We start from the raw sequence: 25,110 nt of genomic DNA on the forward strand, positions 1-25,110 counted from the left end.
CGACGCCCTCCTCTCGCCGATCCGGCACCCGCGGCCGAACGGGTGCCGTTCCGCGCGCCTGTATGTTGAAATACCGACACCGCACCTCATCTGAATCTCCGGCGCGCGCGTTCCCCCGCCCGCCGTGCCCGGCACGCACACGCGACGTCTGGCACACTGGCGATTGACGCGCGCCGCCCACGCGCTCGCACCCCAATTCAACGCTCCGATGGACGTCACCGCTACCCGCCCTGCCGCCAGTGCGCTCGACGTGTTCCACCCGGCCGTCGCCGCGTGGTTCCGGCGCACGTTCGCCGCGCCCACCGGCGCGCAGGCGCTCGCGTGGCCGCACATCAAGGCCGGCCGGTCGACGCTTGTCGCCGCGCCGACCGGCTCCGGCAAGACGCTCACCGGGTTTCTGTGCGCGCTCGACGACCTCGTGCGCGATGCGCTCGCGCACGACGGCGCGCTGCCCGACGCGACGCTCGTCGTCTATGTGTCGCCACTGAAGGCGCTGTCGAACGACATCCACGTAAACCTCGACGCGCCGCTGGCCGGCATCGCCGAGTCGCTCGCGCAGCTCGGCCTGCCGGTGCCGGCGATCCGCACCGCCGTGCGCACCGGCGACACCACGCAGGCCGAACGCGCGGCGCTGCGCAAGCGCGCGCCGCACATCCTCGTGACGACGCCGGAGTCGCTATACGTGCTGCTATCGTCCACGTCGGGGCGGCAGATGCTGTCGAACGTGCGTTCGGTGATCGTCGACGAGATTCACGCACTGGCATCGTCCAAGCGCGGCAGCCACCTCGCGTTGTCGCTCGAACGCCTCGACGCATTGACCGGCTGCGCGCTGCCGCGCATCGGGTTGTCGGCCACGCAGAAACCGATCGACGCGGTCGCGCGTTTCCTGGTCGGCGGCCCGGCCGACGCGCCGCGCGACTGCACGATCGTCGACACGGGCCACACGCGCGAGCGCGACCTCGCGCTCGAACTGCCGAACGTGCCGCTCGAACCGGTGATGGCGACTGACGTGTGGGAACAGGTGTACGACCGCATCGCCGCGCTCGCGGCCGCGCATCGCACGACGCTCGTGTTCGTGAACACGCGACGCACCGCGGAGCGCATGGCGCGCCATCTCGCTGACCGTCTCGGCAAGGACGCGATCGCGGCGCATCACGGCAGTCTCGCGAAGGAGCATCGCTTCGAAGCCGAACAGCGGCTCAAGCGCGGCGAATTGAAACTGCTCGTCGCGACCGCGTCGCTCGAACTCGGCATCGACATCGGCGACGTCGATCTCGTGTGCCAGGTCGGTTCACCGCGCGGGATCGCGCCGTTCCTGCAGCGCGTCGGCCGCTCGGGTCACCATGTCGGCGGCGTGCCGAAGGGCCGCCTGTTCCCGCTGTCGCGCGACGAGCTGGTCGAATGCGCGGCGCTGCTCGACTGCGTGCAACGCGGCGAGCTCGACGCATTGCGGATTCCCGAAGCGCCGCTCGACGTGCTCGCGCAGCAGATCGTCGCCGAAGTCGCCTGCGCGGAATGGCAGGAGGACGCGCTGTACGCGAGCTTCACGCGCGCCGCGCCCTATGCACGCTTGTCGCGGGAACGCTTCGACGACGTGATGAAGATGCTCGCGGAAGGCTTCACGAGCCGGCGCGGCGTGCGCGGCGCGTATCTGCATCGCGACGTGGTCGGTGGCACGGTGCGCGGGCGCCGCAACGCGATGATGACCGCGACGACGTCGGGCGGCACGATTCCCGACATGGCCGACTACGCGGTGCTGCTGGAACCCCAGGGCCTCCAGGTCGGCACGGTCAACGAGGATTTCGCGATCGAGAGCCTCGCGGGCGACGTGTTCCAGCTCGGCAACCAGTCGTACCGGATCATTCGCGTGGAAACGGGCCGCGTGCGTGTCGAGGACGCGCAGGGCCAGTCGCCGAGCATTCCGTTCTGGCTCGGCGAGGCGCCCGGGCGCAGCGACGAATTGTCGGCGGCGGTCGGCCGGCTGCGCGCGCGGCTCGACGGGCTGTTCGCCGAAGGCGATCGGCCCGCGAAGGCCGGTGGACGCAAGCACACGAGCGGCGACGCGGCCGGCAAGACGGGCACGCGCGGCAACGCCAGGCAAGCGGCACAAGCCCGTGCCGCCGCCGATTCGCCCAACGATGCCGTCGGCACCGCGATCGAACCGGCCGAAAGCCGTCTCGCGCCGGCGCTGCGCTGGCTCGTCGACGATCTACATCTGTCTCCCGATGCGGCCCGCCAGATCGTCGACTACCTCGCGCGCACGCGCGCGGCGCTCGGCGCACTGCCAACGCAGGACACGCTCGTGATGGAGCGCTTCTTCGACGAATCGGGCGGCACGCAGCTGGTGATCCATTCACCGTTCGGCAGCCGCATCAACCGCGCGTGGGGGCTCGCGCTGCGCAAGCGCTTCTGCCGCAGTTTCAACTTCGAGCTGCAGGCGGCCGCGACCGACGACGCGATCATTCTGTCGCTGTCGCTCGCGCACAGCTTCGCGCTCGACGAAGTGTGGCGCTACCTCCGCTCGGCCAGCGCCGAGCACGTGCTGGTCCAGGCGCTGCTCGACGCACCGATGTTCGGCGTGCGCTGGCGCTGGAACGCGACGACCGCGCTCGCGCTGCCGCGCTTCACCGGCGGCCGGCGCACCGCGCCGCAGCTGCAGCGGATGAAGAGCGAGGACCTGCTCGCGACCGTGTTCCCCGACCAGGTCGCGTGCCTCGAGAACATCGTCGGCGAACGCGAGATCCCGCATCATCCGCTCGTCGACCAGACGCTCGACGATTGCCTGCACGACGCGATGGATACCGACGGCTGGCTCGCGCTGCTGCGCCGGATCGAAAGCGGCGCGATCGAGCTGATCGCGCGCGACCTGCCCGCGCCGTCGCCGCTGGCGGCCGAGATACTGAACGCGAAGCCCTATGCGTTCCTCGACGACGCGCCGCTCGAGGAGCGCCGCACGCAGGCCGTGCAGTCGCGCCGCTGGAGCGATCCCGAATCGGCCGACGATCTCGGCGCGCTCGACGCCGACGCGATCAACGCGGTGCGCGACGAAGCATGGCCGCTCGTGCGCGATGCCGACGAAATGCACGACGCACTGCTCACGCTCGCCTGCGTCGCCGACAGCGAAGCGCGCGCGCACGACGGCTGGCCCGAGCGGCTCGCGGAACTGGCCGAACGCCGGCGCGCGACGAAACTCGTCACGCCGGACGGCGCAGCGGTGTGGGTGCCGGTCGAACGGCTGGTCTGCATGCGCGCGCTGCACCCCGACGCACGCGTCGCGCCCGCGCTGAAGGTGCCCGCCGCCTGCGCGCAACCATGGGAAGCCGATGCCGCGCTCGTCGATGTGATCCGCGCGCGGCTGACCGGCTTCGGGCCGCTGATGCTCGACGCGATCGCACGGCCACTCGGCCTGCCGTCCGCGCAGGTTGCAACTGCGCTTGCGGCACTGGAGCGCGAAGGCTACGTGATGCGCGGCCGCTTCACGCCGGGCGCGACGACCGACGAATGGTGCGAACGCCACCTGCTCGCCCGCATTCATCGCTACACGGTCAAGCGGCTGCGCCGCGAGATCGAACCGGTCGAGCGCGCCGATTTCATGCGCTTCCTGTTCCACTGGCAGCACCTGACGCCCGACACGCGCGGCACGGGCCGCGACGCGCTCGCGGCCGTCGTCGCGCAGCTCGAAGGCTACGAAGCCGCGGCGAGCGCATGGGAAGACGCGCTGCTGCCCGCGCGCCTGACCGACTACACGGCAGGCGGCCTCGACGAGCTGTGCCGCTCGGGCAAGCTCGTGTGGACCCGAATCGGCGCGCCGGCCCGCGCGGCCGGCGCCCCCGTGAAAACGACGCCAGTCGTGCTGCTGCCGCGCCGCCACCTCGGTGCATGGCAGGCGCTGCGCGACGCGGACCCGCAACCGGCGCTGTCCGCGCGCGCGACGCAGGTGCGCGACGCACTCGCCACGCATGGTGCGATGTTCTTCGACGCGCTGCTCGACGAACTGCACATGCTGCCCGTCGAACTCGAACAGGCGCTCGGCGAACTCGTGTCGGCCGGCCTCGTGAATGCGGACAGCTTCGCCGGGCTGCGCGCGCTGTTGAAGCCCGCGGTCAAGCGCAGCGCGACGTATGCGCCGCGCACGCGGCGCGGCGGCGCGCTGATCGGCGGGATGGACGACGCCGGCCGCTGGGCGCTCGTGCAACGCGCCTCGGCACCGGACAATGCGCCCGCACCGAAGCGCGGCCCGGCCGCGATCGATCCCGACGCACTCGAACATATCGCCTGGACGCTGCTGCGCCGCTACGGCGTGGTGTTCTGGCGGCTGCTCGAACGCGAGGCCGACTGGCTGCCGAGCTGGCGCGAACTCGTGCGCGTGCTGCAACGTCTCGAAGCGCGCGGCGAGATTCGCGGCGGACGCTTCGTCGCGGGGCTCGCGGGCGAGCAGTTCGCGCTGCCGGAAGCGATCCCGATCCTGCGCGAACTGCGTCGCCAACCGGGCGACGGGCAGTACGTGTGCGTGACGGGCGCCGATCCGCTGAACCTGGCCGGCACGTTGTTGCCCGGGGACAAGGTGCCCGCGCTGGCCGGCAATCGCGTGCTGTTCCGCGATGGCGTGCCGGTCGCGTCGCTCGTATCGGGCACGTTCCACTACGTGCCCGAGCTGCCGCCCGCTGCACGCGAGGATGCGCGGCTGCGGCTCGCTCGCCGCTACTGACATCGGCTGACACGCGGCACGTCGCGGACTACTGAACGCCGTGCCGCATCGCCGCGCCCGTTCGGGTAGCATCGAGCGATTCACCGCGCGGCCGACCGCGCCCAGAACAAGCCTTCCGGAGACTGCCCTTCATGTCCTCGCATGCCGATTCGCCCGCCGCTCATCACGCGGGCTCGCTGACGATTTTCCAGGGTGCCGCGTTGTATATCGGCGCGGTGCTCGGCACCGGTGTGATTGCGTTGCCCGCGCTCGCCGCCGAGGTCGCAGGCCCTGCGTCTCTACTTGCGTGGGCCGCGCTCGTCGTGCTGTCGGGGCCGCTTGCGGCCACCTTCGCCGCACTCGGCGCGCGCTATCCGGACGCGGGCGGCGTATCGACCTACGCGCGACGCGCGTTCGGGCCGAAGGCCGCGGCGATCGTCGGCTGGTGTTTCTATTTCGCGGTGCCGGCCGGTGCGCCGGCCGCCGCGATGTTCGGTGGCGCGTACGTCGCGGCCGTCACGGGCGGGGGGCATACGACGGTCATCGTCACGGCTGCCGCGCTGATCGGGACGGTGTCGGCCGCGAATGCGTTCGGCGTCACGGTGTCGGGCCGCATGCAGCTGGTGCTGTCGGCGCTGCTCGTCGCGCTGCTGCTGGCCGCCGTGCTCGCATCCGCGCCACATGCGCGCACGGCGAACCTGCATCCGTTCGCGCCGCACGGGTGGCTCGCGGTCGGCCAGGCTGCCGCACTGCTCGTGTGGAGCTTCGCGGGCTGGGAAGCGATCACGCACCTCGCGGCCGAATTTCGCCGACCCGCGCACGACATGCCGCGTTCGGCCGGCATCGCCGTCGTGGTCGTCGGCTTCCTGTATCTGTCGGTCGCGGCCGCGAGCGTGACGGTGCTCGGGCCGTCGGCCGGCGCGTCCGGTGCGCCACTTGCGGAACTGATCGCGGGCGGCATCGGCGGTCATGCGCAGGTGCTGGCGGCCGCGGCTGCGCTGCTGCTGACGCTCGGCACGATGAATGCGTATTTCGCGGGCGCGGCCAAGCTCGGCGCGGCGCTCGGGCGCGACGGCGCACTGCCGGCGTGGCTCGCACAAGGCAGCCAGGTCGGCGGCGTGCCGCGCCGCAGCCTCGGCGTGATCGCGATGCTGGCGGCCGTCGCGCTGGCCGCGACGACGCTCTCGAACGTCGGGCCGAAGCCGCTCGTGCTCGTCACGTCCGGATGCTTCGTGATGGTGTACGGGCTCGGCGCGGCCGCCGCGCTGAAACTGCTGCCGCGCGGCGGCATCGCGTATCGCTGCGCGTGGATTTCGCTCGTCGCCGTCGCCGGGCTGTTCCTGACGACCGGATGGTATTTCCTGTGCCCGCTGCTGCTCGCGGGCGGTGCGCTGCTGTATCTGCGGATGGCCGGACAGCGCACGTGATCGCGCGCCGGTGCCCGTGTGCGGACGAGCGTGCGCCCGTCGCCGCGATGCACCGGCCCGCCGCGCGCCGCTTCGCCCGGCGCGTCAGGCGGGCACGAGTTCGAAGCTGAGCCGTTTGCCGAGCGCGGTGGCGGCGCTCGCGAGCGTCGCGAGCGTGAGGCTCGTATCGGTTTCGTCGAGCAGCCGGTTGAGCGCGGCGCGACTGGTCTTCATCCGCGCGGCCATCGCGGTTTTCGTGATGTGCTGCGCCTTCATTTCCTGCCCGATCTGCCACGCGATCACGCGCTTGATCGCGGTGGCGGTGGCCGCTTCGAGGTGGCCGTCATCCTCGAGGAATGTGTCGAAGTCGCTGCCGATATGCGGGTTGTTCGTGGTCGTCATGAGTACTCCAGTGCATGGCGTTGCCGGCCGACCCATCGCCGATCTCATGCGGCGGCGCGGCCGGGGGAATTCAGATGGCGCGCGTCAGCGCTTTCAGCCGCGCGACGGTCACGTCTAGATCGTCGGACGGCGTGGCCTGCGACTGCTTGAAGAACGCATGCAGCAGCACCATCGTGTCGCCGACGATCGTGAACAGCACGCGCGCGCTTCGCCGCGGCAGCATCACGCGGATTTCCCAAAGATCCGCCGACATCTTCCGGACCAGCGGCATGCCCAGCGGCCAGCCGAGTTGAACGGTCTTGATCTCTTCGCCGATCATCCTGCGCTCGATCTGCCCGAGCGCCTCCAGCCATTCGCGCACCGGCTCGTTACCACGCGCGGTGCGGAAGAACCGCACGCCGAGCGTGATCTGAATCTGCTGTCTCGCCATCGTCGTGTCATCGAGCGTATCAAAAACGGTACGATATGCCAAGCATGACGAGACCCGCTACTGACCGAACGGCTAACGAATGGAGGTGAAAGAACGACGGCCGGACACCACCCGCCCACGCCCTGCCCGGTGTCTCAACGCGCGCGGCGAGCCGGCTTGCGCGCGCCGCGGGGCGTGCGACGGGTGAGCGCATCGCCGAACCGCGCCTGCGCGATCTCGCGCACGGCGTCGATCAACGTCCGGGCGACGGGCGACGGTTGCGCATCGGTGCGCAGGATGAGCCCGACCGGCTCGTCGGTGCCTGCGGACGGCAGCGCCAGCCGCGCGAGTGCACCGGCCGACAGGTCGTATTCGGCCGCATAGAGCGGCACGAACCACACGGCGTCGCTCTCGAGCGCAAGCGCCCGCGCGACCGACACCGACAGCACCTCGATGAACGAATCCAGCGGCGGCGCGCCGCATGCGCCGAGCAGGTGCTCGGCCGACTGGCGGATCAGCGTGCCGTACGGCGGGAGCACGACCGGGTAGGAAGCGAGTTCGGCAGCCGGCGCGGCGCTCGCCAGCAGCGGATGGCCGGCGCGCACGACCGCGACGAGCGGTTCGTTGTACAGCTGCTCGAACGCAAGCCCGATCATCCGCTCCGGCTCCGACAGGCGCCCGATCGCGCATTCGATCGTCCCGGCCTTCAGGCGCTCGAGCAGTTCGGCATTCGCGGCCGTCGTGATCCGCACCACGATGCGCGGCCAGCGTGCGGTCAGCGCCTTCATCAGCGCGGGTGCGAGCGATGCCGCAACCGTCGGCAGCATGCCGATTTCGAGGGTCGCCGCGGCCGCGCCGCCCTCGCGCGCGAGCAGCCCGACGCCCTGCCGCAGCGCCAGCACGCACGCATTCGCATGCGGGATGAACAGTTGCGCTTCGCGCGTAGGCTGCGCGCCGTGCCGCCCGCGTTCGAACAACTTCACGCCGAGGATCGACTCCAGTTCGGCGATCGTCTTCGACACGGCCGGCTGCGTGATTGACAGGCTTTCGGCCGCCTTCTGCACGCCGCCCAGTTGCGCGACCGCGAGAAAACACTGCAGGTGCCGGAACTTGACGCGGCCGTCGGCGATACGGTTATTCATAACGAGCAGTTATGGGAGTGGCGATGAAATGCCATTTTGCATAACTTTCCGGAAAGACCCAAGCATTCGGCGTGGTATCACGCATGACGCCGCAGCGCGTGGAATCCGGTCGGCTCCCTGATCCGTTTCGCGATCAGCAGAGCCGTGCCGCGCTTCTGCCCGAGCGGTGCCGACGGCGAACGCATCGCGCTGGCCCGCCGCGTCGCGGTACCGCGCGCCGACGCGGAGCGCAACGTGCACGCGCCGGCCGAACGGCGGATCGACGCGCGGCTCGGCAGCCGCGTCGACCTGCTGGCGCAGCGCGGGTTCTGCGCGAACTACGTGAGCGACGTGCTCGGCGCCGACCGCACCGCTGCGCACCGGCACGCTATCGCTCGAATTCGACGGAATCGTCTTCGATCCCGCCCGACGGTAACGCCTCACGAACGACGGGCACGCCCGGGAAGGCCGGGTAACAACAACGAAACACAAGAAAGCAGCGACGGGCTGGCTGGAGGGCCGTGCCTGGCATCGTCATCGACGACGCGAAGCCCGATCGCTCTCTCCGCCGGACAGGCGGCCCGTCCGCCGGATTTTCACTGGCGCCGCAGAACATAACGAATGGTTATGCAATTCGCTAAAAAAGTTCATTTTTCATAACTTTCCGGATTGACTAAAGTCTTGCCATCCACTTCGCGAAATACCTAACAGGAGACGCCCGATGGATTCCCCCACGATCCTCACGCCGCGCGACTGGCCGTCGCATCCCGCGTATGTCCACCCCGAGTACCGTTCGTCGGTGACGCGCGGCCCGACGCGCCCGATGATCCCGTTGAAGGAAAAGCTGCGCGACCAGTTCGCGCCCGTCTACGGCGCCGAGGATCTCGGCGCGCTCGACCACGACCTGACGAAGAACGCCGTGAAGAACGGCGAGCCGCTCGGTGAGCGCATCGTCGTCACCGGCCGCGTGCTCGACGAAGGCGGCAAGCCCGTGCGCAACACGCTCGTCGAGGTATGGCAGGCGAACGCGGCCGGCCGCTACGTGCACAAGGTCGACCAGCACGACGCGCCGCTCGACCCGAACTTCCTCGGCGCCGGCCGCTGCATGACCGACGCCGAAGGCCGCTACCGCTTCCTGACGATCAAGCCCGGCGCCTATCCGTGGGGCAACCATCCGAATGCGTGGCGTCCGAATCACATCCATTTCTCGCTGTTCGGCGACTACTTCGGCTCGCGCCTCGTCACGCAGATGTACTTCCCCGGGGACCCGCTGCTCGCGTACGACCCGATCTTCCAGGGCACGCCGGAAGCGGCGCGCGACCGCCTGATCTCGCGCTTCTCGATGGACATCACCGAAGAAGGCTATGCGCTCGGCTACGAATTCGACATCGTGCTGCGCGGCCGCGACGCTACCCCGATGGAGCGCTGAACCATGACGACGCTGAAGCAAACCCCTTCGCAAACGGTCGGCCCGTACTTCGCGTACGGCCTGTGCCCGCAGCAATACGATTACGACCTGAAGAGCCTGTTCACGCCGGCGATCGCCACGCCGGAGGCCGAAGGCGAGCACGTGCTCCTGGTCGGACAGGTGTTCGACGGCGACGGCAACGTCGTCAGCGACGCGGTGCTCGAATTCACGCAGGTGGACGCGGCGGGTCGCTATCCCGAGTCGCGTGACGACATCGCGAAGTCCGGTTTCACGGGCTTCGCACGCGTCGGCACGGGCACCGATGTGCAGAACCGCTTCGTGGTACCGACGGTGAAGCCTGGCCGCATCACCGCCGACGAAGCACCGCACGTCAACGTGACCGTGATGATGCGCGGGATCCTGACCCACGCGTTCACCCGCGTGTATTTCGACGACGAAGCTGCCGCGAACGCGGCTGATCCGGTGCTGAACCTGGTGCCTGCCGAACGCCGCGCGACGCTCGTCGCGAAACGCGACGCGCAACCGGGCCGGCCCGTCGTGTACCGCTTCGACATCCACATGCAGGGGCCGGACGAGACCGTGTTCTTCGACGTGTGACGCGCGAGCCGGCGCCGGCCGGCTGATCGCACCGAACCGCCGCGTGGCGCGATACCAACAGGTATCGCGGCGCGCGGCGGTTTTCGTTTTCGGGCGCCAACATTCGATGCCGCGCCGCAGCACGTCCGGTCATGATCGTCGAACGCTCGCGGTTGCCTGCTTCAGACCCCGAAATCGAACGCGCGATTAAAACGCATGCTGCGACTGCACATGAATCATTGAGGCCGCGCGATATCGTTTGTGCGTTATGCGGCGTATGCTTCGCTATCCGCAGTCCACTGACGGAATTGAATCGGATCAAGCAATAATTTCACGACTCGATGCGCGAACATGGCCCCACTGGCTGTCGCGCATTTTTTCTAACCGAGTGCCTTTAAGCGCGTCTGACCGAAACCTGGCAGGCGCGTTTTTTTCGTCCATGACCGAAGCACTGCGCCGCGCCCCGCCGCCGTATCGGTTCCGGCTAGCGGCGCGCCTCCAGATACCGGCTCGGCGTTTCGCCGAGAATGCGGCGAAACGCCGACGTAAAGGCGCTCGCGCTCGCATATCCGAGATCGAGCGCGACACGCGTCACCGGCTGCCCGTCGCTCAGCCGTGTAATTGCCGCCAACATGCAGACCTGCTGACGCCACGCGGCAAAACTCATACCGGTCTGCGCGCGGAACAGTCGCGTAAACGTGCGCCGGCTCACGCCCACATCGGTCGCCATCCGGTCGAGATCGGCCGCGATCGACGGCGACGCGAACAGATGCCGACAGATCTTCCCCAGGCGCGCATCGGTCGGCAGCGGCGCGTGCAGCGACAGCCTCGGCATCTGCGCGATTTCCGCGATCAGCAGCGCCATCAGCTTGCCCGCTCGACCGTCGACGTCGTACATCGCCGGCAGGTCGATCGCATCGTCGATCAACTGCCGCAAGAGCGGCGACACCCCATATACGCCGCACTGGTCCGACAGCCCTGCGGCCCGGGCCGCGTCTTCGGACACGAACGCGTTGAGCATCGTGACCGGCCCGGTCATCGTCATTTCGTGCCGCACGCCGGCCGGCACCCAGCACGCGCGCTGCGGCGGCACCAGCCAGCGGCCGTGCGGCGTCGACACGCCGATCGTGCCGCGCGACGCAAACGCGAACTGCCCGCGCCCGTGCGCGCGCTCCGGAAACGTCGTACCCGCCGCGTAGTCGTTGGCGGTCGCCACGACGCTACGCGGAATATGTTCGTAGGGATCCAGCAGCGTATTTCTCAAGGCCCGAATTCCATCATGAGTGACCCGACAGCGAAGGCGGGGCACCTTCGATCGGTCTACGATCCGCTCCACGCTTGCGCGACCGGACGGCCGCGAGACCCGACGGCCGAATCGGCCGGATAGCGACTTCATCGGAGCGGAGATGCCCAATACGTTTCATCTCGTGGGGCGTGGACCGACGCGGATTTCAGCGACGAGCTCGCGGTCCGGCATCCGATCGGCACGCATCACCGCAGCATGAACGACATGGCCGACAGGCTGTTCAGCGTGCGCACCACGTGCTCCACCGACGGCCCGTCGAAGCGCAGCGTCACCGCATCGACCCGCTCGAGCGACGGCAGCACGCAGAACAGGTCGGCGAGCGCGGCCGTCTGCACGCGCAGCGTGCAAGCAGCCGGCGCGGGCCGATGCGCACCCGCGCGCCAGCCGGACGACAGCGCGTGCGCGACCGTTTCGCGTGCGGCGGTCGCGATGCGCGCGCAGGACGCTGCCGGCGTGAGCGTGTCGCCGCTCGATGCGCCGCCGGCCGTCTTGACCGTCTCGAAACGCGCGTCCGGAAACAACGGCCGGGTTTCCTCGGCGAACACGTCGTCGCCCGACGCCAGCGCGACGTGCGCGCCATATTCGCGCGCCAGCGCGCCGTACAGCCCAGCTTCGCCGAGCTCGACGCCATTCAGCCACACCTGCGTGAACGCGAAGTTGTTGATGGTGTGCGCAAGCACGCCGCGCGTCTGCGATTTCGCGTGAAAGCCGATCATGAACACGAGGTCGGGCTGCTGTTCGAGGCCCGCCATCATCCCCAGCATGCGCGGCTTGCCGAGCACGACGCGGGCACGGGCATCGAGCCCGTCGGGCAGCAGATTGCGGAAGCCGCCATGCGAATCGTTGACCCAGACGGCCTGCGCGCCGCCGGCGAACGCGCCTTCGATCGCCGCGTTCGCCTCGGCGGTCATCCAGCGGCGCGCACGTTCGTATTCCGGATTGCCGGCACGCGTCTGCTCGATGGCGAACACGCCGGCGACACCCTCGATGTCGGTCGAGATGAGTATCTTCATGAATGGATCGGACGTCCCTCGTTACCTTCGTTGAATAACCGATCGAGATCGGGCACCACGTCGCGCAGCGATTGCCGCACGTGGCCGTCGCGCCCGGTCACGGTCACGGCCTGCAGCAGCGCGTCGGCGATCGCGTGCTCGACGCTCTCGGCCGCGGCCATGAACAGCGGATCGAGCGCCGCATCGGCCACGAGGGCCGGTAGCGCGATGGTCGACGCATCGTGCGCGATCGTGTACGCGGTCGAAAAGGCGAGCGCGATGTCGCCGCTGCCGTGCCCGTAGACCGAACCGGTGCGGGCGAGCCCCGCGCCCGCGCGACGGGCGAGCCGCGACAGTTGCCGCGCGTCGAGCGGCGCATCGGTCGCCAGCAGCAGGATGATCGAGCCTTGCTCCGGCGCCGCCGCCTGCGCGTCCACGGCGGCACGGCGCTGCGCGGCGATGCGCCCGAGCGGCACGCCGCCGAGCGTCAGCATCGGCAGCCGGCCGAAATTCGCGAGCACCAGCGCGCCGATCGTGTACGGCCTGCCGGCCGCGACGGCCACGCGCGACGCGGAGCCGATCCCGCCCTTCAGGTCGAAACACGACATCCCGCGCCCGGCGCCCACCGCGCCACGTGCGAAGTCGCGCGCCGCGGTATTGCAGGCTTCTTCGTAATGCGCGGCCGTCACCGCGAACGCGTGGATGTCGTTCAGATAGCCGTCGTTGCACTCGAACACGAGCGGGTTGACGGTCGACCAGTCGCGGCCGATGTGCGGATTCTTCGCGATCGCCGCGCGGATCTGCGCCTGTGCGACCGCGCCGACGCCGAACGTGTTGGTCAGCGCGATCGGCGTGTCGAGCGTGCCGAGTTCGTCGACCTGCACGAGCCCGACGCTCTTGCCGAAGCCGTTGATCACGGCCGCGCCGGCCGGCACCTTGCTGCGGTAAGGGTCGCCCGGATGCGGCTTCACGACGGTGACGCCGGTCTGCACGTCGCCGGCATCGAGCGTCGCATGGCCGACCGTCACGCCCGGCACGTCGGCAATCGTGCCGCGCGGCCCGGCCGGCAGCGTCGTGCTCCACATCGGAACCGCACGCATCAGCGGCGCTCCAGCTTCGGGTCGAGCGCGTCGCGCAGTCCGTCGCCGAGCAGGTTGAACGCGAGCACGGTCAGGAAGATCGCGAGGCTCGGGAAGACTGCGATGTGCGGCGCCGTCACCATGTCGGCGCGCGCCTCGTTGAGCATCGCGCCCCACTCCGGCGTCGGCGGCTGCGCGCCGAGCCCGAGGAACGACAGGCTCGCGGCCGTGATGATCGACGTGCCGATCCGCATCGTGAAGTACACGACGACCGACGACACGGTGCCCGGCAGGATGTGCCGCATGATGATCGTCCAGTCCGACGCGCCGATGCTGCGCGCGGCTTCCACGTAGGTCATGTGCTTGAGCATCAGCGTGTTGCCGCGCACGAGCCGCGCGAACGCCGGAATGCTGAAGATCGCGACCGCGCAGATCACGTTGACCATCCCGTTGCCGAGGATCGCGACCACGCCGATCGCGAGCAGGATCCCCGGGAACGCGAACAGCACGTCGGCCACGCGCATCGTGATGCGGTCCCACCAGCCTTCGTAGTAGCCCGCGAGCAACCCGAAGAACGTGCCGATGAGCGCGCCGAGCGCGACCGAGAAGAAGCCGGCGGCGAGCGAGATGCGCGTGCCGGTGACGATCCGGCTGAAGATGTCGCGGCCGAGCGAGTCGACGCCGAACCAGTGCACGGCCGACGGACCGGCGTTCAGCGCGTCGTAGTCGAAATAGTTCTCCGGATCGAACGGCACGATGTGCGGGCCGACGAATGCGAGCACGACGAGCCCCAGCACGAAACCGCCCGCGACCAGCGCGACGGTCTGCTTGCGGAACTTGCGCCAGAATTCGCGCCACGGCGTGCGGATCGCGCTCGATGCGGCCGACGCCGCGGGCTGGACAGTCGCGTTCATGCGCGCCTCACTTGAACCGGATGGTCGGGTTGATGACCGCGTACAGCACGTCGACGGTCAGGTTGATCAGGATGAATTCGAGCGAGAACAGCAGCACGATCGCCTGGATCACCGGGTAGTCGCGCATCGTCACCGCGTCGACCAGCAGGCGCCCGAGCCCCGGCCAGTTGAACACGGCCTCGACGACGATCGAGCCGCCGAGCAGGAAGCCGAACTGCAGCCCCATCATCGTGACGACCGGGATCATCGCGTTGCGCAGGCAATGCTTGAGCACGACCATCGGCTCGTGCACACCCTTCGCGCGCGCGGTGCGCACGTAGTCCTCGTTGAGCACCTCGACGAACGACGCGCGCGTGAAGCGCGCCATCACGGCCGCGACCGCGGCGCCGAGCGTCAGCGACGGCAGCACGTAGCTCTTCCACGTGCCGTCCGGCACGACGGGCAGCCAGCCGAGCTTCACCGAAAATATCTCCATCAGCAGCATGCCGAGCGCGAACGCCGGAAACGAGATGCCCGACACCGCGATCGTCATCCCGAGGCGATCGGGCCAGCGGTTGCGCCATACCGCCGACGCGATCCCGATCGCCATCCCGAACGCCGTCGCCCAGACCATGCTGATGAGCGTCAGCAGCAGCGTCGGCATGAAGCGCTCGCCGATCTCGGTCGACACCGGACGCTTGCTGCGCGTCGACGTCCCGAAATCGCCGTGCGCGATCTTCACGAAGAAGTTCGCGAACTGCGCCGGCAGCGGCCGGTCGAGCCCGAGATCGGCGCGCACGAGCGCGACCGTCGCGTCGTCGGCTTCCGGGCCGGCCGCGAGCCGCGCCGGATCGCCCGGCAGCAGGTGCACGAACAGGAACACCAGCACCGCGACGATCGCGAGCGTGGGCAGCAGGCCGAACAGGCGTTTGACGAGAAAATTCAGCATGGGGCACCGATCGAATCAGCGCGCCGACAGCTCGCGCCGCCGGCGCCGCACAACGGGCGAATCGCCGTCATTTCACCGAGATTTCGTCGAAGTTGAACGAGCCGTCCGGCATCACGTACATGCCGTGCAGGCGCTTGCTGCGCGCATAGACGATCTTCTCCTGCACCAGGAAGATCCACGGCGCGTCGGCCCACACTTGCTTCTGCGCGTCGGCGTACAGGGAGGCCTTCTTCGCTTGGTCGGTCGTCTCGAGCGCCTTCGCGAGATCGTCGTCGACGGCACCGTTCTTGTAGTACGCGGTGTTGTAGAGCTTCGGCGGCGCCGACGTGGACGCGAGCAGCGGCGACAGCGCCCAGTTCGCCTCGCCCGTCGAGGCCGACCAGCCGCTGTAGTACATCCGCACCGGTGCCGTCGCCGGATCCTGCGCGCTCTCGACCTTCGCGACCCGCTCGCCGGCCTCGAGTGCCTGCACCTGCACCTTCACGCCGACCTGCGCGAGCTGCTGCTGGACGAACTGGATCAGCTTCTGCGCCGTCGAATGGTTGTACGCGGACCAGAGCGTCGACTCGAAGCCGTTCGGATAACCGGCCTCCTTCAACAGCGCGCGCGCCTTCGCCGGATCGTACGGCCAGGGCCCGAGCTTGGTCGCGTATTCGACGCCCACCGGGGCGACGCCCGTCTGCGGGGTTGCGTAGCCGGCGAATACGACCTTCGCGAGCGCTTCCTTGTTGACCGCGTAGTTCAGCGCTTCACGCACCTTCGGATTGTCGAACGGCTTCTTCTGCGTGTTCAGCGAGATGTAGCGCTGGATGATCGACGGCCGCTCGATCAGCTCGACCTTCGGATTGCTCTTCAGGTCGGCAGCCTGCTCGAACGGGATCGTGAACGCGAAATCGGCCTCGCCGGTCTTGAGCAACGCGGCGCGCGTGTTGTTGTCGACCACCGGCTTCCAGTCGATCGAATCGACCTTCGGATAGCCCTTCTTCCAGTAGCCGGCAAACTTCTTCACCTTCATGTCGTCGGTCTGCTTCCATTCGACGAACTCGAACGGGCCCGTGCCGACCGGATGCAGCGACACGTCGCGCCCCCACTTCTTCAGCGCGGCCGGCGAAATCATCACCGCCGAGGGATGCGCGAGCGTGTTGATGAACGCGGAGAACGGCTCGCGCAGCGTGAAGCGCACCGTCATCGGATCGACCACCTCGGTCTTCTCGATCACGCGGAACAGCCCGTAACGCTTCAGCTTGTTCGCCGGATCGGTCACGCGGTCGAAGTTCGCCTTCACCGCCTCGGCGTTGAAATCCGTGCCGTCGTGGAACTTCACGCCCGGGCGCAGCTTGACCGTGTAGACCTTCGCATCGGGCGACGCCTGGTAGCTCGTCGCGAGCACGTTGACGAGCTTCATGTCCTTGTCGAAGCCGAACAGCCCTTCGTAGAACGACTTGACGACAGCTTGCGACACCGTGTCGTTCGCGTCATACGGGTCCATCGTCGTGAACGTCGAGTACACGGCGACCACGACGTTCTGTTGCGCGAACGCGGGCACGGCGACCGACAGCGCGAGCGCGCCTGCCCCCGCGGCGAACAACGCGCGCGGACGGAACATCGGGAACGAATTCGACTTGTTCATTTTGTCTGGCTCCTTTGGATGATTCGGTAACGCGTGGTGGAAATCGCGGCGTGACTGCATCCGCTCGGGAAAATGACGCCGTTGCCTGGCGCGTGCGCAGCTGCGGTCCATATCCGACTCGCCGTGCAATCAATACGCGCCGCCGACGCGATGCGCCGCGACGTAATGATCGGGGCCGACCGCAACGAGCGGCGCGACGATCGGCTCGTCGCCGACCGCGCGGATCGGGCTCGGAATCTCGTCCGCCGCGAGCTGGCGCGGCGCATGCCGGCGCGCGGGGTCTGCCACCGGCACCGCGCTCATCAGCTTCCTCGTATAAGGATGCTGCGGCGCCTCGAACACCGCGCGGCGCGGGCCGATCTCGACGATCTGGCCGAGATACATCACCGCGACGCGATGGCTGATGCGCTCGACGACGGCCATGTCGTGCGAGATGAACAGATACGCGACGCCCAGCTCGCGCTGCAGGTCGAGCATCAGGTTCACGATCTGCGCCTGCACGGACACGTCGAGCGCCGACACCGATTCATCGGCGATCACGACCTTCGGATTCAGCGCGAGCGCGCGTGCGATGGCGATCCGCTGACGCTGGCCGCCCGAGAATTCGTGCGGATAGCGGCGTGCGGCCTCCGGTGGCAGGCCGACCTTCTCGAGCAGCCAATCGACGCGCGCCTGCGCTTCGCGGCCGCTCGCGACGCCGTGTACGAGCAGCGGCTCCATGATCGAGAAACCGACCGTGAGGCGCGGGTTCAGCGACGCGAACGGATCCTGGAAGATGAACTGGATGTTTCGGCGCAGCGCCTGCAGGTCATGGCCCTTCATCGCGCTGATGTCGCGGCCGTCGAATTCGATCGAGCCGCTCTGCGATTCGACGAGGCGCAGCAGCGAGCGGCCGGTGGTCGACTTGCCGCAGCCGGATTCGCCGACGAGCGCGAGCGTCTCGCCCGCGCGCAGCTCGAAGCTCACGCGCTCGACCGCGTGCACGTATTGCGACACGCGGCCGAACACACCGCTCTTCACCGGAAACCGCGTGACGAGATCGCGCACGCGCAGGATCGGCGGCGCGGCCGGATCGACGTGCGGCTGCCCGGCGACGGGGGCCGCGACCGCGTCGTTCGCGGCAGATGCCGGCGTGGCCGCGCTCGCGCCGTCCACCTTCAGCAGCGGGAATTTCTCGGGGTTATCGGTGCCCTGCATCGAGCCGAGCCGCGGCACGGCCGCGAGCAGCGCACGCGTATAGCGATGCGCGGGCGTCGCGAAAATGCGTTCGGACTCGCCCTCCTCGACCTTCTCGCCGCGATACATCACGAGCACGCGATCGGCCACCTCGGCGACCACGCCCATGTCGTGCGTGATGAAGATCACGCCCATGTTCATTTCGTCCTGCAGGCCGCGGATCAGTTGCAGGATCTGCGCCTGGATCGTCACGTCGAGCGCGGTCGTCGGTTCGTCGGCGATCAGGAGCGCGGGCCGGCACGACAGCGCCATCGCGATCATCACGCGCTGCCGCATCCCGCCGGACAACTGGTGCGGATAGCGCGCGAACACGCGGCGCGCCTCCGGAATGCGCACGAGATCGAGCAGCCGCAACGCTTCCGCGCGGGCTTCGGTCGCGCTCTTCGACTGGTGCAGCGCGATCGCCTCGCTGATCTGGTCGCCGACCGTAAACACCGGGTTCAGCGACGTCATCGGCTCCTGGAAGATCATCGCGATGTCCGCGCCGCGGATCCCGCGCATCGTCGCCGCGCTCGCCCGCACGAGGTCGACGAGCGCGCCGCCGCGACGCCGCAACGCGATCCGGCCGCTCGTGATCTCGCCGCCGCCATGCTCGACGAGCCGCATCAGCGCGAGCGACGTGACCGACTTGCCGGAGCCCGACTCGCCGACGATCGCGAGCGTCTCGCCGCGATCGACGTGAAACGACACGTTGCGCACCGCATCGAACGTCGCGTTTTCGCGGCGAAACATGACCGACAGGTCGTCGACGGCGACGACGCGCTGCTCCGGCAGCACCAGCGCGGACGGGGTTCGGCTCGAAGTCATGCGAAGGTCTCCTCGTACGATCCGGAATCAGGCCGCATCGTCGCGATAGATGCCGACCACGGGCGTCTCGCCGACGCGCGCGTAGCCGCGATACATCCCTTCCGTGTTGAACGGCATCGCGACGTTGCCGTGCGCGTCGACCGCGACGATCCCGCCGCGCCCGGCCAGGCGCGACAGCTTGTTCATCACGGCGTCGTGCGCGGCATCGGCGAGCGATGCGCCGCGATAGGCCATCTGCGCGGCCACGTCATGCGCGGTCGCGAGCCGGATGAACATCTCGCCGGTGCCCGTCGCGGATACCGCGCAGGTCGCGTCGTCCGCATAGCAGCCGGCGCCGATGATCGGCGAATCGCCGACGCGGCCGGGCTGCTTGTTCGTGATGCCGCCGGTCGACGTCGCCGCCGCGATATGGCCGTGCACGTCGCACGCGACCGCGCCGACCGTGCCGTGCTTGCGATCGGGATCGAGCGGCTCGGCCGGCTGCCCGGCGCCGAACGCGAAGGTCGCGGCATCGTGATCGAGCATCGTGCCGGCCGCCGCGCGCGCCTTGACCCACTGTGCATGACGCGCCTCGGTGTCGAAGTAGCCGGGCTCGGCGAGTTCGAGGCCCTTTGCGGCCGCGAACGCGTCGGCGCCCGCGCCTGCCAGCAGCACGTGCTCGCTCGCCTCCATCACGCGCCGTGCGGCGAGCACCGGATTGCGCACGCGGGTCGCGCAGCAGATCGCGCCGGCCGCGAGCGTCGTGCCGTCCATCACCGCCGCGTCGAGTTCGTGTTTGCCTTCGGCCGTATAGACGGCACCGCGCCCGGCGTTGAACAGCGGACAGTCCTCGAGCAGCCGCACGGCGACGGTGACGGCGTCGAGCGCGCTGCCGCCATCGGCGAGCACCTGTTGCGCGGCCAGCAGGATCGCGGTGAGTTCGGCGCGGTACTGGCGTTCGGTGTCGGTGTCCATCGCATCGCGCAGGATCGTGCCTGCACCGCCATGAATCGCGACGATCGCGGGTGAAGTCATGATTTTTTCGTACCGGAGGAAGAAGGGGTGGCGGCCGGCGGCACCGCTTGCGGGTGGATCAGCCACGGCAACAGGAATTCGGTCATTTCGGCGGCGGACTTCGCGGAGCGGTGCGTGCGCAGCGCGACCGCGTCGATCAGCGCCTCGATCATCGTCAGCACGGCCGCCTCCGACGTGGCCGCGAAACGCCGTTCGGCCTTGACATACAGATTCAGCGACGCGATCGGTGCAAGCGGCGAACCGGGCCCGTCGGAGATGCCGAGCACGCGCGCGCCGCGCGCGGCCGCGCGGCGGGCCAGCTCGATCGTGTCCTTGACGTAGCGCGGAAACGCGAGCGCGATCACGAGATCGCGCGAGTCGGCCGTATACAGGCGCCGCGCCGCATGCGACGGCCCCCCGAGCAGCGCGAGCGACTGCACGTTGTCGTGACACACCGACAATCCGTGTTCCATCAGTCCGGTCAGAAACGCGCTCGAACCGGCGCCGAGAATCAGCACGCGCCGCGCGCCGACGATCGCCTCGACGGCCGCCTCGACGTCGGCCGCATCCAGCTGCGCACGCGTGTTCTCGATGTTCGCGACGGCCTGGTCGAACACCGCGTCGATCCACGCTGCGCCGCGCACGCCCCCCTCTTGTTCCTGCTCCTGCGCGGAACGCAGCCGCTCGACCGGGCCGAGCGTCGCCTCAAAGCCGCGCACGAGCGCCGCGCGCATCGCCGGATAGCCGTCGAAACCCAGCGCCTTCGCGAAGCGGTTCGCGGTCGCGATCGACGCGTTCACGGCCTGCGCCAGCTCGTCGATCCGCATCGTCGCCGCGCGAAACGGATTCGCGAGCACGAACTCGCCCATCCGGCGGTGGATTGGCGTCATCCGCGGCATGGCCGAGGCGATGCGCTCCGCGATCGCGGATTCCTCGTGACTGGCATCGTGCGGAACGAGAGGCGTCATTGCGAATGGTTTTGCAAGGTTGATGAAAATCAATTTACACAATCTGCCGACCGGAAAAAAATAAATTTTCATCAGGGTTCCCACGCCCCCTGCCGGGCCCGCCTGATGCAGTTGGTCGTGCGACGACCGCTCGATTGCCGTCCAGCCGGCATTCGCCGCCCTCGTCGCGCAACGCACCGAGGATCCCGTCCGCGAACCTATCGGGAATACCCCGAGGATGTTCGTTCGAATGCAGATTCACGTTGACCTGATTCGAATTCGAACATAGGATGCTCGAAAATGATCAGTCGTCAGATAACGCTGGCTTTCAACAGCAGCGAAATGTTCGATCGAATGCGCCAATTCCGGTAGAAGCCAGGTCAATCGGCCGCCCATGAAGATCTGACATCGTACAAATATGACCGCATAAGACGCCCCAGCCGGGCGACTTGCATGGCTCAGGAGACAGCAGTGAAAACAGTCAAGGCGTTGCGCTGGTGGATCATCGTGCTGGTATGTCTCGGCACGATCCTCAACTACCTTGCGCGAAATTCCCTCGCGGTGCTCGCACCGGAACTGAAGCAGGTGTTCGCGATCTCGACGCAGCAATACTCGTATATCGTCGGGGCGTTCCAGATCGGCTATACGATCATGCAGCCGGTATGCGGGTTCATCGTCGACCTGATCGGCCTGCGGGTCGGGTTCGCGCTGTTCGCGATGCTGTGGTCGGTGGTCGGCGTCGCGCACGGCTTCGCGTCCGGCTGGCTGTCGCTCGGCATCCTGCGCGGCTTGCTCGGGCTGTTCGAGGCCGCCGCGATTCCGTCAGGGATGAAGGCCGTCGCCGAATGGTTTCCCGATCGCGAGAAATCCGTCGCGGTCGGCTACTTCAATGCGGGCACGTCGCTCGGCGCCGCGATCGCGCCGCCGCTCGTCGTGTTCCTGTCGATGCGATTCGGCTGGCAATCCGCGTTCATGGTCACCGGCGCGCTCGGCTTCGTGTGGGCCGCGCTCTGGTACACGCAGTACCGGTCGCCGGCCGATCATCCGCGCATCACGTCACAGGAGCGCACGCTGATCCGTGACGGCCAGGCCACGATGCCGGCCGCGTCGAAGCGCCGGATTCGCGACGTCGTCACCGCGCGTCGTTTCTGGGCGATCGCGCTGCCGCGCTTCTTCGCGGAACCCGCGTGGCAGACCTTCAGTTTCTGGATTCCGCTGTACCTCGCCACCGAACGCCACATGGCGCTCGCGCAGATCGCCGTCTTCGCGTGGATGCCGTTTCTCGCGGCCGATCTCGGCGGCATCGCCGGCGGCTATCTCTCGCCCTACCTCGCGAACCGGTTCAGGCTGCCGCTCGTGTGGTCGCGTGTCGCCGGCGTTGCGCTCGGCGCGGTGCTGATGCTCGGGCCGGCGATGATCGGGCTCGTGTCGTCGCCGTACATGGCCATCGGCCTGTTCTGCGTCGGCGGCTTCGCGCACCAGATGATCTCCGCGCTCGTCAACACGCTGTCGGCCGACGTGTTCGATCCCGAGGAAGTCGGCACCGCCAGCGGCTTTGCGGGCATGGCCGCATGGATCGGCGGGCTCGGCTTCTCGCTGCTGGTCGGCGCGCTCGCCGACAAGATCGGCTACGCACCGCTGTTCGCGTGCCTCGGCCTGTTCGACATCATCGGTGTCGCGCTGCTCGCGGTGCTGATCCGCGGGCAGTCGAAGCAGGAACGCCTGCTCGCGCAGCACGCCTGACCTCCGTCTTCACCAGGAATCGCTTTCATGACTTCGCTTCTTCATCCGCCCGTGTTCCACGTCGCCGACCGGCAGGCGAACCGTGTGCTGCTCGCGTCCGACGCGGACGCGACGCTCGAGATCTTCGTGCTCGAGGACGACATCGTGCGCGTGCGCGTGCTGCCCGACGCGACGGCGCGCAACCCGCGCACCTGGACCATCGCGCCGGGCCTCGACGACGTGCCGCTCGAAGGGCGCGACCGTCTCGACCTGAGCGGCTTCGCGCAGCCGGCCTATGACTTCGTCGAAGACGACGGCGGCGTGCGCATCGAAACCGCGCAGATCCGCCTCACGGTAAGCCGGCAAGGCGGCCATTGCACGTGGTCGATGCGCGGCGCCGACGGCACGTGGCGCGTCGTGCTCGCCGATCGCGCGACGCAGGCGTACAACTTCGGCTGGTGGGACGATCGCGCCTATCACTACGTCGCTCGCGAGCGCGGCGACAAGGTGTTCGGTCTCGGCGAGCGCGCGGGCGACCTCGACCGCACCGGCGCGCGCTTCGAGATGCGCAACATCGACGCGATGGGTTACAGCGCAAAGCACACGGACCCGCTCTACAAGCACATTCCGTTCTACGTCACGTGGTCGCCCGACGCGTGCCAGGGCTTCGGGCTGTTCTACGACACGCTGTCGGATTGCGCGTTCGACATGGGCCGCGAGCTCGACAACTACCACGGGCTCTACCGCTACTTCGTCGCCGAGCACGGCGATCTCGACTACTACTTCATCGCGTCGCCCGACACGCCGCTCACGGCCGCGCGGCGCTTCACGTGGCTCACCGGGCGCCCGGCGCGCACGCCGAAATGGGGGCTCGGCTATTCGGGCTCGACGATGAGCTACACCGACGCACCGGACGCGCAGCGGCAGATGAACCAGTTCGTCGAGCGGTGCGAATCGCACGACATTCTGTGCGATTCGTTCCACCTGTCGTCGGGCTATACGTCGATCGGCGAGAAACGCTACGTGTTCAACTGGAACCGCGAGAAGTTTCCCGACGCGAAGGGTTTCGTGAAGCACTACCGCGACCACGGTATCCGCCTGTGCGCGAACATCAAGCCGTGCCTGCTGCGCGACCACCCGGCGTTCGACGACGCCGCGCGGCGCGGGCTGCTGATCCGCTCGGCATCCGGCGAACCGGCATGGGTGCAATTCTGGGACGAGGTTGGCGCGTATCTCGACTTCACGCAACCGGACGCCTACGACTGGTGGCGCGAGCAGGTCACGTCGGCGCTGCTCGACTACGGGATCGAGTCGACGTGGAACGACAACAACGAATACGAGATCTGGTCGCCCGACGCAATCGCGCACGGCTTCGGGCAGCCGTTTCCCGCACGCGAGGCGAAGGTGCTGCAGACGATGCTGATGATGCGCGCGTCGCGCGACGCACAGCGCGCGCATGCGCCGGCGCGGCGGCCGTTCCTCGTGTCGCGCTCCGGCGGCGCGGGCATGCAGCGTTATGTGCAGACCTGGTCCGGCGACAACTACACGTCGTGGGAAACGCTGCGCTACAACCTGAAGATGGGCCTCGGGCTCGCGTTGTCGGGCGTGTCGAACATCGGTCACGACATCGGCGGCTTCTCCGGCCCCGCCCCGTCGCCCGAGCTGCTGCTGCGCTGGGTGCAGTTCGGCATCTTCATGCCGCGCTTCAGCATCCATTCGTGGAATGAAGACGGAACCGTCAACGAACCATGGATGTATCCGGAGATCACCGCGCGGATCGCATCGCTGCTCAAGCAGCGCTACCGGCTGCTGCCTTACCTCTATCACCTGCTGTGGCTGTCGACCACGCGCTACGAGCCGGTGCTGCGGCCGACCTTCGGCGACTTCCCCGGCGACCCGCGCTGCTACGACGAATGCGACGACATGATGCTCGGCGACGCGCTGCTGGTCGCGCCGGTCGTCGAGCCGGGCCGCACGGAGCGCGCGGTCTACCTGCCGTCCGGTGCGCGCTGGCTGTGCTGCGCGAGCGCGCAGTCGTTCGACGGCGGCGCGAACGTGACGCTGCCCGCGCCGCTCGACACGCCGGTGATGCTGTTGCGCGAAGGCCGCGTGCTGCCGCTGAACGTCGCCGAGCAACGGTTCGGCGCACGCGCGGACACGCGCGGCTTCCTCGTCGCGCCGCGCATCGAGGACGGCGTTGCGTACGGCGAATGCGTCGAGGACGACGGCGAAACGGAAGCATGGCGCGACGGCGAATACGGGCTGTGGCGCGTCGAGACCGGACGCACGGCGTCCGGCGAACTCGGCGTGTCGGTCCGCTGGGATGGCCGCATGAACCGCCCTGCCGAGCGCGTGGAGATCCTGCTGCCGGCATCGCTGCAGGGCGCGCTTGCCGTGCGCGGTGCGTGCGTCGAACACGATGCGCGGGACGGCGCGTGGCGTCGCGTCGTCGTGGCACTCGACGACTGACCGCGCAAGCGCGGGACGACGCCGAACCCTCAGATCGGGCGGGCCGCGCACACGGCC

18 protein-coding genes and 2 pseudogenes are annotated in these 25,110 nt (G+C 68.5%); 7 read left to right on the top strand and 13 right to left on the bottom strand.

The window, feature by feature from the left end:
• Positions 1-208: 208 nt before the first annotated feature.
• The gene (locus tag ACT2FV_RS05595; protein ID WP_444503412.1) at positions 209-4,708 is read left to right on the top strand and encodes a DEAD/DEAH box helicase; all 4,500 of its coding nucleotides are present in this window, start codon (positions 209-211) and stop codon (positions 4,706-4,708) included.
• Positions 4,709-4,839: 131 nt separating this feature from the next.
• The gene (locus ACT2FV_RS05600; protein WP_124900666.1) at positions 4,840-6,114 is read left to right on the top strand and encodes an APC family permease; all 1,275 of its coding nucleotides are present in this window, start codon (positions 4,840-4,842) and stop codon (positions 6,112-6,114) included.
• 84 nt (positions 6,115-6,198) lie between these two features.
• Here ACT2FV_RS05600 and ACT2FV_RS05605 read toward each other — a convergent pair whose 3' ends face one another.
• The 4 genes and pseudogenes from ACT2FV_RS05605 to ACT2FV_RS05620 all read right to left on the bottom strand — a co-directional run.
• Positions 6,199-6,495, bottom strand: a complete 297-nt coding sequence (locus ACT2FV_RS05605) for an XRE family transcriptional regulator (protein WP_059598888.1) — start codon at positions 6,493-6,495, stop codon at positions 6,199-6,201.
• A 70-nt stretch (positions 6,496-6,565) separates the two neighbouring features.
• Positions 6,566-6,925 carry a type II toxin-antitoxin system RelE/ParE family toxin gene (locus tag ACT2FV_RS05610; RefSeq protein ID WP_059598893.1) on the bottom strand — a complete coding sequence of 120 codons (360 nt, stop codon included), beginning with the start codon at positions 6,923-6,925 and terminating at the stop codon, positions 6,566-6,568.
• A 134-nt stretch (positions 6,926-7,059) separates the two neighbouring features.
• Positions 7,060-8,046 (bottom strand): pca operon transcription factor PcaQ, encoded by a 987-nt coding sequence (gene pcaQ, locus ACT2FV_RS05615; protein WP_444503413.1) that lies wholly within the window; start codon positions 8,044-8,046, stop codon positions 7,060-7,062.
• Positions 8,047-8,123: 77 nt separating this feature from the next.
• Positions 8,124-8,225: pseudogene (locus tag ACT2FV_RS05620) on the bottom strand (transcriptional regulator); the annotation flags it as partial.
• Between ACT2FV_RS05620 and ACT2FV_RS05625 the strand changes: the two are divergent.
• The 3 genes and pseudogenes from ACT2FV_RS05625 to pcaG form a co-directional block, all read left to right on the top strand.
• Positions 8,215-8,461 (top strand): annotated as a pseudogene (locus ACT2FV_RS05625) (YiiX/YebB-like N1pC/P60 family cysteine hydrolase); the annotation flags it as partial. The pseudogenes ACT2FV_RS05620 and ACT2FV_RS05625 sit on opposite strands and share 11 nt — an antisense overlap.
• A gap of 285 nt (positions 8,462-8,746) precedes the next feature.
• Positions 8,747-9,454 (top strand): protocatechuate 3,4-dioxygenase subunit beta, encoded by a 708-nt coding sequence (gene pcaH, locus ACT2FV_RS05630; protein ID WP_151048897.1) that lies wholly within the window; start codon positions 8,747-8,749, stop codon positions 9,452-9,454.
• Between the two features lie 3 nt (positions 9,455-9,457).
• On the top strand, positions 9,458-10,051 hold the full coding sequence (pcaG, locus tag ACT2FV_RS05635; protein WP_151048898.1) for a protocatechuate 3,4-dioxygenase subunit alpha: 594 nt from the start codon (positions 9,458-9,460) through the stop codon (positions 10,049-10,051).
• A 463-nt stretch (positions 10,052-10,514) separates the two neighbouring features.
• On the opposite strand, the gene ACT2FV_RS05640 is transcribed toward pcaG, so the two are convergent.
• From ACT2FV_RS05640 to ACT2FV_RS05680, 9 genes are all read right to left on the bottom strand, one after another.
• Positions 10,515-11,294, bottom strand: coding sequence for an AraC family transcriptional regulator (locus ACT2FV_RS05640; protein WP_226115011.1), 780 nt, complete (start codon positions 11,292-11,294; stop codon positions 10,515-10,517).
• Between the two features lie 227 nt (positions 11,295-11,521).
• Positions 11,522-12,349 (bottom strand): M55 family metallopeptidase, encoded by an 828-nt coding sequence (locus ACT2FV_RS05645; RefSeq protein WP_151048900.1) that lies wholly within the window; start codon positions 12,347-12,349, stop codon positions 11,522-11,524.
• Positions 12,346-13,428: a DmpA family aminopeptidase gene (locus ACT2FV_RS05650; protein WP_444503414.1), complete on the bottom strand. Its 1,083-nt coding sequence runs from the start codon at positions 13,426-13,428 to the stop codon at positions 12,346-12,348. The genes ACT2FV_RS05645 and ACT2FV_RS05650 overlap by 4 nt, the downstream gene beginning before the upstream one ends.
• Positions 13,428-14,321 (bottom strand): glutathione ABC transporter permease GsiD, encoded by an 894-nt coding sequence (gene gsiD / locus ACT2FV_RS05655; protein ID WP_059598882.1) that lies wholly within the window; start codon positions 14,319-14,321, stop codon positions 13,428-13,430. Before gsiD ends, ACT2FV_RS05650 begins: the two co-directional genes overlap by 1 nt.
• A gap of 7 nt (positions 14,322-14,328) precedes the next feature.
• Entirely contained in the window at positions 14,329-15,249 is a 921-nt protein-coding gene (gsiC, locus tag ACT2FV_RS05660; RefSeq protein ID WP_124628683.1) for a glutathione ABC transporter permease GsiC, read from the bottom strand.
• Between the two features lie 67 nt (positions 15,250-15,316).
• The gene (gene gsiB / locus ACT2FV_RS05665; RefSeq protein WP_124900654.1) at positions 15,317-16,879 is read right to left on the bottom strand and encodes a glutathione ABC transporter substrate-binding protein GsiB; all 1,563 of its coding nucleotides are present in this window, start codon (positions 16,877-16,879) and stop codon (positions 15,317-15,319) included.
• A 129-nt stretch (positions 16,880-17,008) separates the two neighbouring features.
• Entirely contained in the window at positions 17,009-18,922 is a 1,914-nt protein-coding gene (locus ACT2FV_RS05670; protein WP_151048902.1) for a dipeptide ABC transporter ATP-binding protein, read from the bottom strand.
• A gap of 27 nt (positions 18,923-18,949) precedes the next feature.
• On the bottom strand, positions 18,950-19,936 hold the full coding sequence (locus tag ACT2FV_RS05675; RefSeq protein WP_151048903.1) for an isoaspartyl peptidase/L-asparaginase family protein: 987 nt from the start codon (positions 19,934-19,936) through the stop codon (positions 18,950-18,952).
• A complete protein-coding gene (locus ACT2FV_RS05680; RefSeq protein WP_444503415.1) occupies positions 19,933-20,883 on the bottom strand; it encodes a MurR/RpiR family transcriptional regulator in 951 nt (316 codons plus the stop codon). The genes ACT2FV_RS05675 and ACT2FV_RS05680 overlap by 4 nt, the downstream gene beginning before the upstream one ends.
• Positions 20,884-21,333: 450 nt before the next feature.
• On the opposite strand from ACT2FV_RS05680, the gene ACT2FV_RS05685 reads away from it, so the two are divergent.
• Both ACT2FV_RS05685 and ACT2FV_RS05690 read left to right on the top strand, forming a co-directional pair.
• Positions 21,334-22,605, top strand: a complete 1,272-nt coding sequence (locus ACT2FV_RS05685) for an MFS transporter (RefSeq protein WP_444503416.1) — start codon at positions 21,334-21,336, stop codon at positions 22,603-22,605.
• Between the two features lie 27 nt (positions 22,606-22,632).
• Positions 22,633-25,053, top strand: coding sequence for a TIM-barrel domain-containing protein (locus ACT2FV_RS05690; protein ID WP_444503417.1), 2,421 nt, complete (start codon positions 22,633-22,635; stop codon positions 25,051-25,053).
• Positions 25,054-25,110: the final 57 nt, after the last annotated feature.

It is taken from the genome of Burkholderia sp. PR2, assembly GCF_052372875.1.
Lineage (GTDB): Bacteria > Pseudomonadota > Gammaproteobacteria > Burkholderiales > Burkholderiaceae > Burkholderia > Burkholderia diffusa.